6 protein-coding genes and 1 pseudogene are annotated in these 7352 nt (G+C 44.2%); 5 read left to right on the top strand and 2 right to left on the bottom strand.

Annotated elements, in window-relative coordinates:
• The 5 genes and pseudogenes from AACX33_RS26445 to AACX33_RS03535 all read left to right on the top strand — a co-directional run.
• Positions 1-113 (top strand): annotated as a pseudogene (locus AACX33_RS26445) (IS982 family transposase); the annotation flags it as partial.
• 92 nt (positions 114-205) lie between these two features.
• Positions 206-1108, top strand: a complete 903-nt coding sequence (gene lipA, locus AACX33_RS03550) for a lipoyl synthase (RefSeq protein ID WP_194002997.1) — start codon at positions 206-208, stop codon at positions 1106-1108.
• A 25-nt stretch (positions 1109-1133) separates the two neighbouring features.
• Complete coding sequence (locus tag AACX33_RS03545; protein WP_194003111.1) at positions 1134-2057, top strand: NAD(P)H-dependent glycerol-3-phosphate dehydrogenase; 924 nt, start codon at positions 1134-1136, stop codon at positions 2055-2057.
• Between the two features lie 478 nt (positions 2058-2535).
• Complete coding sequence (gene sigC / locus AACX33_RS03540; protein ID WP_194002999.1) at positions 2536-3786, top strand: RNA polymerase sigma factor SigC; 1251 nt, start codon at positions 2536-2538, stop codon at positions 3784-3786.
• A gap of 427 nt (positions 3787-4213) precedes the next feature.
• On the top strand, positions 4214-4669 hold the full coding sequence (locus AACX33_RS03535; RefSeq protein ID WP_089089987.1) for a Fur family transcriptional regulator: 456 nt from the start codon (positions 4214-4216) through the stop codon (positions 4667-4669).
• Positions 4670-4729: 60 nt separating this feature from the next.
• On the opposite strand, the gene AACX33_RS03530 is transcribed toward AACX33_RS03535, so the two are convergent.
• Positions 4730-5935, bottom strand: a complete 1206-nt coding sequence (locus AACX33_RS03530; protein WP_194003001.1) for a peptidoglycan-binding domain-containing protein — start codon at positions 5933-5935, stop codon at positions 4730-4732.
• 18 nt (positions 5936-5953) lie between these two features.
• A partial coding sequence (locus tag AACX33_RS03525; protein WP_227789433.1) for a cobaltochelatase subunit CobN occupies positions 5954-7352 on the bottom strand: 1399 nt, incomplete at its 5' end.

The raw sequence follows: 7352 nt of genomic DNA, 5'->3' as shown, positions 1-7352 counted from the left end.
ATGGTATCTGCGTCCATGTTGCTGCTAAAATCACCAGTCATACTTTACGTATTTTTCTGCGTCTTCGTTTTGGTATTGACGTTCTTACTTTTGAACAGCATCCTCTGCCTTAATTCACATAAGGCGTTTCATATAGATGAAAAATATCTTCACTCACAGCTTTGCTTGCTACGATGAGATTTGTATCACTTCTTAAGAGCCGATTGTGACTGTTAAACCAGACTGGTTGCGAGTAAAAGCCCCTCAGTGGGAGCGCGTTGGTAACGTCAAAGAAATTTTGCGGGATTTAGCACTCAATACAGTTTGCGAGGAAGCGTCCTGTCCGAATATTGGTGAGTGCTTTCAAGCCGGCACTGCCACATTTTTGATTATGGGGCCTGCTTGTACCCGTGCTTGTCCTTACTGTGACATTGATTTTGAAAAAAAACCCCAACCTCTAGACCCCACAGAACCAGCACGACTGGCTGAAGCTGTGCGCCGGATGAAACTAAATCATGTGGTGATTACTTCTGTAAACCGAGATGATTTGCCTGATGGTGGTGCTTCTCAGTTTGTACGGTGTATTGCAGCAGTGCGTAGCGTTTCACCGCAAACCACAATTGAGGTGCTAATTCCTGATTTGTGCGGTAATTGGCAGGCTTTAGAAATCATTTTACAAGCTGCGCCAGAGGTACTTAACCACAATACAGAAACCATTGAGCGCTTATATCGTCGGGTGCGTCCCCAAGGAAACTATCAGCGCACTCTGGAATTATTACAACGCTCTCGCCAAATTGCCCCTTGGGTATACACTAAATCAGGGATTATGGTCGGGTTAGGTGAAACTGATGCCGAAATCCGCCAGGTTATGCAAGACTTACGCTCTGTAGATTGCGACATTTTGACCATTGGGCAGTACCTCCAACCCAGTCAAAAACACTTGCAAGTTAATGACTTTATTACTCCAGAACAATTTGCGGCTTGGCAGGTATTCGGTGCAGAAATCGGGTTTTTACAAGTTGTTTCCTCTCCCTTGACCAGAAGCTCATATCATGCGGAGCAAGTGAGGGAATTAATGCAACGCTACCCCCGTCAAGTAGAGACGCGATTCATTGCGTCTGAGATTTAAATAGTTGGGAATGGTGATGATAGCGGTGCAAAAAACTACCATAGCGATTCTGGGTGCAGGTGCTTGGGGTCTAGCTTTAGCAGATTTGGCGACTGCAAACGGCCATCAGGTGCGGATGTGGTCGCGTCGGGGGTCAGCAAATCTGCAAGCAGTTATAGAAGATGCCCAAATCATCTTGTCGGCGATTTCAATGACAGGGGTGAGTGATGTCGTTTCTCAAATACAGTCTTTCCCCCTTTCTCCAAAAACAATTTTTGTGACAGCGACAAAAGGCTTAGACCCCAAAACTACCTGTACGCCTTCGCAAATTTGGCAAACAGCATTTCGGGATCATCCAGTCGTTGTTTTATCTGGGCCAAATCTATCGAAAGAAATTCAACAATCATTACCAGCTGCAACGGTAGCGGCCAGCAATGATATGGCTGCGGCTGAATTTGTGCAGCTGGTATTTTCTTCTCCTTGTTTTCGGGTATATACCAATCCTGATCCTTTAGGGGTGGAACTAGGGGGGACGTTGAAAAATATAATTGCGATCGCAGCTGGTGTCTGTGATGGCTTACATCTGGGAACCAACGCCAAAGCCGCTTTAGTCACCCGTGGACTCACAGAAATGGTTCGCATTGGCCATAGTTGGGGTGCAAAGACGGAAACATTTTATGGTTTATCCGGTCTAGGAGATTTGTTAGCAACTTGCAACAGTCCTTTGAGTCGCAATTACCAAGTTGGTTACCAAATGGCTGGTGGTAAAACACTGACAGAAATTCTGGCAAATCTACCAGGAACGGCTGAAGGTGTCAACACTTGCCAAGTATTAGTGCAACGAGCCAAGCAACAAAGTATTGCTATCCCCATTACTGAGCAAGTAGATCGCTTACTTCAAGGTGAAGTCACACCCCGACAAGCACTTTTAGAACTGATGCTACGAGATATCAAGCCAGAGTACAACTAAACTATTAAACGTGAGTGGGAGAAGTTTTATGGCGCTTTCTGCGTGTATACTAGCTAATCTATGACAACCTAGCACTTGTAGTTATTCCTGAATAATCCCTAGAAAAAAAATAATAAATCGTCAGGATATTACTTCCATTCCATGTAGATATGACTATGCCAATGATCAACATGATATTTATCAACAGATGTTTATACCAGTTACCAATGTGATCATAAATATTTATCAAAGTTGAAATAGTAACTAGGTACTTTATCATCTAAAGCCTAGATATAGATTTGAATAGCTATTGGTTCAATTCAGACGCTCAACCGATACAGTTCGGTATTAGTGTGGGAAGATTTCAGTTTGTTTTTTTTACAGAAAAATTTACTGAAAACCTCAACCGTGTTAGTTCATCTTGAATCACGGGAACAATAGCAACAGTTAATTAGCTGACCGTAATCTATTGTTACCTGGAGCCATTGAGACGATCGTTATGCCAGCAACATCTTTTTACGCAGATGCGGCCTCCAATACCAAAAAGTCCCGCCAGGCTTTGGATGAAGAACTCATCATTGATGATGGTGAGTTATCGGCAGATGATATCCAAGAGTTGGAAGTAGCTGCTGTTGATCCTGCTAACTTTGCTGCGAACACTAACCGTCGTAGTACAGACTTAGTACGTCTATATCTTCAGGAAATTGGGCGAGTTCGGCTTTTAGGGCGCGATGAAGAAGTTTCCGAAGCACAAAAAGTCCAACGTTACTTACGGATGCGGACTGTACTTGCTGATGCGGCAAAGCAAGGCGATGAAGTCATTGCACCATTTCTCAAGTTAGTTCAAGTTCAGGAGCGTCTGACATCTGAACTGGGACATCGCCCTTCTTTGGAAAGGTGGGCTACCACTGCTGGGATAGAGTTGCCGGATCTCAAACCCACTTTAGCAAATGGCAAGCGTCGTTGGGCGGAAATTGCCAAGTTAACTGTGGAAGAACTGGAACAAGTGCAGTCCCAGGGACTTCACGCCAAAGAACACATGATCAAGGCGAATCTGCGCTTGGTTGTTTCGGTGGCGAAAAAGTATCAAAATCGCGGTTTGGAATTATTAGATTTAGTTCAAGAAGGAACTTTAGGCTTAGAACGAGCCGTTGAAAAATTTGACCCGACGAAGGGATATCGCTTTAGTACTTACGCTTATTGGTGGATTCGTCAAGGAATTACGCGAGCGATCGCTACTTCTAGTCGGACAATTCGCTTACCTGTTCATATTACAGAAAAGCTGAATAAAATTAAAAAAGCTCAACGCAAAATTGCTCAAGAAAAAGGTCGCACTCCTACCTTAGAAGATTTAGCAATTGAGTTAGAAATGACACCAGCCGCAGTGCGCGAAGTGTTGCTCAGAGTCCCGCGTTCTGTTTCTCTGGAAACAAAAGTAGGTAAAGATAAAGACACCGAACTAGGTGAATTACTAGAAACCGACTGTGTAACCCCAGAAGAAATGTTAATGCGAGAATCTTTACAAAAAGACTTGCATAGTCTGTTGGCAGATTTAACTAGCCGTGAGCGTGATGTGATTCTCATGCGCTTTGGTTTGTCCGATGGTCATCCTTACTCCTTAGCCGAAATTGGCCGCGCTCTTGATTTGTCCAGAGAACGAGTCCGCCAAATCGAATCCAAAGCTTTACAAAAGCTCCGCCAACCAAAACGGCGCAACCTGATCCGTGATTATTTGGAATCTCTAAGTTAGTCATGAATCGGTTGTTATTGATTCTTGGCGGTTTCAAAACAGGCAGTTAATCTAAGAGGTTCAATTGTATCTCTTAGATATCCAACTTTCGGAATGAGTATTTCCAGTTTCTGAGGTTTGGTTTATGGAACCAAGCCACTTGGGATTGATCGGTTCTGTGAGCTTTCCCTCAGCCTACAGGTAGCGTCAAGCATGAAAAAATTCAAAATTGAAAAATTTTGCGCCGACTCAAACACAAGCTACCTGTAAATGCACACTTCAAGATTCAAGCTCCTGATGCTTGTATGGCTAATAGCTTGTATTTAATGTTGATTCCAGAATTATTCTTAATCATTTGGTAAATATTTGCAATAAGAGATGATTGTTGCAAATTGCCCTCAAAATTTGTTATATTCTCAATTAATAGGCTTTGTTGAGAAAAATTAGTATGACTGTTTACACATCTACTTCACTCAAGGCAGAACTGAATGATCGAGGCTGGCGTTTAACTCCCCAGCGCGAAACAATTCTACACATTTTTCAAGAACTTCCGCAAGGTGAACATCTGAGTGCAGAGGATCTTTATCATCGTTTAGAAAGTGATGGGGAAGGCATCAGTCTTTCCACTATCTATCGGACTTTGAAATTGATGGCACGCATGGGGATTTTGCGGGAATTAGAACTGGGAGAAGGACACAAGCATTACGAAATCAACCAGCCCTACCCCCATCATCACCACCATTTAATTTGTGTAAAATGCAACGCGACTATTGAGTTTAAAAACGACTCGATTTTAAAAATAGGTTCAAAAACTGCTCAAAAGGAAGGGTTTCACCTGCTGGACTGTCAAATGACAATCCACGCAGTATGTCCTAAATGTCAACGGGCGCTCATGCCTTTGTAACCACTGCATGAGGAGAGTCACCCGTTGGGAAATCATCTCTGTCAACATCGAGAGCGGATGCTAAAAGCGTCCGCTTCTGATATCACTGAGACTGATGCCATAAAATTCTTGGGCTTGCTTAATGGCTCTTTTGGTATCATCTGCCATCAAACCGTTGAGACGGCCTTGATAGAAACCTTTGTCTTGTAGTCGCCTTTGAATTTCCAAGATACTAAATTCACTCTGGGGAGCGGTATTAATTAAGCTATATAGTTTAGCTCTTGTGGTGGGGCCGGCGATACCACTAGCGGCTAAGTAATTAGCTGCTTGAAACTGACTTACCGCCTCCGCAGTCTGGGGACCAAAGTATCCATCTGGTATTCCTTTGAGATATCCTGCTTGGATCAAATGTTCTTGAAGAAGTCTGACTGCTTCACCGCGATGTCCTGTAATGAGATTGTCTGGATTAACTCTCTGTCTGGGAGGAGTTTCTGTTCCACCCACACCCACGGTTGGCAATTTGCTGATTGTTGCTGGGCCGACAATGCCATCAACATCTAATTTATAAGCTTGTTGAAATTGTTTGACGGCTATTTCTGTAATCGGTCCAAATATCCCTGTGGCTTGACTGGAATAGAAACCCGCTACCCGTAACTGTTCTTGTAAAACCTTCACTTGTTGGCCTTCATCACCTAACTGTAGCAGGTTGGAATTACGGCTTGTAGTTTGAGTTTTGACAGTATTAACTGTTGCAGCTGAGATGGCAGTGTTGGGTCTTGGAGGTTGTGGATTGCTATTACTGATTGTGGAAAATGGTGTACTGGCAGTACTGAGTTGGGGTAATTGTGGATTATTAGTACTTGGTATGGGCGCTTGATAACTCGGTTGTTGTGTAGGCCAAGTTTCTAATTGTTGTCTTGTGGTGACTCCGACAATGCCATCAACTGCTAAACCATAAGCTTGTTGAAAACGCCGGACAGCATCTTCTGTGGCGAAATCATAGACTTGTGTGATGGGAGCTTGATAAAAGCCTGCTTGTTGCAACTGTTCTTGGAGACTCCTGACAGAAGGGCCTTGATCGCCTCGTTCTAGTGCCAAAACGCTGCTGACAGAACTGAGAATAGACAAGGCTAGAGCTAGGGGTAACATATGCTTCCATGCTCTACTAGAAAGGCGTTTCCAGTCAGGTGCAGATGCTTTGTTTAATAAAGCACTCAGGGATACTAATTCGCTGGATGCGCTGTTCTCATAGGCATCGGCTAAATACAAATACGCAAGGTTGTCCATATCTGTTTCCTACACCAATTATTTTTCTTCGATGGTCGCTTCAGCTTGATGTACTAGATTTCGTAAATTTTCTAATGTCTGTATACTTACATCCTGCCATAAACTACGCTGGTGTGCTTCTAATAATTTTTCAGCAATATCACGCATTGCCCAAGGATTTTTATCTTGGATAAATTCACAGACGACGGGATCTAATAAATACGCCTGTGTTATGCCCTCATACATATGGTCTTCCACACATTGGGCTGTAGCATCGTAGGCAAATAGATAATCGACTGTGGCGGCCATTTCAAATGCACCTTTGTAGCCGTGGCGCATCATGCCTTCGATCCATTTGGGGTTAACTACACGAGAACGATATACCCGTGCAATTTCTGCTTTGAGTTGGCGAACACGTGGTTGATCTGGATTGGAATTGTCACCAAAATAGGTTTGCGGATTTTTTCCTTGAAGTGACCGCACGGCTGCTGTTAATCCACCCTGAAACTGGTAATAATCATCAGAATCGAGGATGTCGTGTTCGCGATTATCTTGGTTATGTAGGACAATTTGCATTTGTGCCAAGCGTTGCTCAAAGGCTTCTGGGGCAGAAATTCCCACTAATTCGCCTTTTGCATCGGGGGAACTTGCACTGGTGTAAGCGTAGCAACTCCAATTAATATAAGCACGAGCTAAATCCTGATCATCTGTCCAATTTTGCGATGCCATTAAGCCTTGAAGTCCGGCACCATAAGCACCTGGTTGAGAACCAAAAACCCGGTATTGCGATCGCAATCCGGCTGCTTCTGGAGTCAAACCTTGTTGTATCCAATAATCGGTATCTTGGTTAACTTGGGCTGCCAAGGGATTATACTCTGAGGTTTCGTTCAGTGCTGCTACTGCTGATACAGCTTGCTCAAATAAATCAATTAAATTGGGGAAAGCGTCTCTAAAAAATCCCGAAATACGTAAGGTGACATCGACACGGGGACGACCCAAAATGCTCAGGGGTAGAATTTCAAAGTCTACGACTCGCCGGGCTGCACCATCCCAAACCGGACGTACACCGAGTAAAGCCAAGGCTTCGGCGATGTCATCTCCACCAGTTCGCATAGTTGCAGTTCCCCACAACGATAACCCCAATGTTTTGGGATACTCACCGTTTTCTTGGGTGTAGCATTCAATCAGGTTTTCCGCGGCTTTTCTGCCGATATCCCAAGCGGTTTCTGTGGGGATGGCGCGAATATCCACTGAATAAAAGTTTCTCCCAGTGGGGAGGACTTCCGGGCGGCCGCGTGTGGGTGCGCCAGAAGGGGCGCTGGGGATGTACTTACCATCAAGTCCGTGGAGTAAGTTGGTAATTTCTGCGTCTGTTTGTTGTAAGGCGGGGAGGAGTTTGCTGTTTATCCAGTTGAGAGTGGGGGGGAGTGGGGAGTGG

Source organism: Nodularia sp. LEGE 04288 (assembly GCF_963896525.1).
Taxonomy (GTDB): Bacteria; Cyanobacteriota; Cyanobacteriia; order Cyanobacteriales; family Nostocaceae; genus Nodularia.
Note: the sequence above shows the minus strand (reverse complement) of the source record. Positions and strands in the feature narration are given on the sequence as shown.

Coding starts and splice junctions, on each gene's coding strand:
- AACX33_RS03535 (WP_089089987.1), top strand. CDS start 4,214: ATGACTGTTTACACATCTACTTCACTCAAGGCAGAACTGAATGATCGA.
- sigC (WP_194002999.1), top strand. CDS start 2,536: ATGCCAGCAACATCTTTTTACGCAGATGCGGCCTCCAATACCAAAAAG.
- AACX33_RS03530 (WP_194003001.1), bottom strand. CDS start 5,935: ATGGACAACCTTGCGTATTTGTATTTAGCCGATGCCTATGAGAACAGC.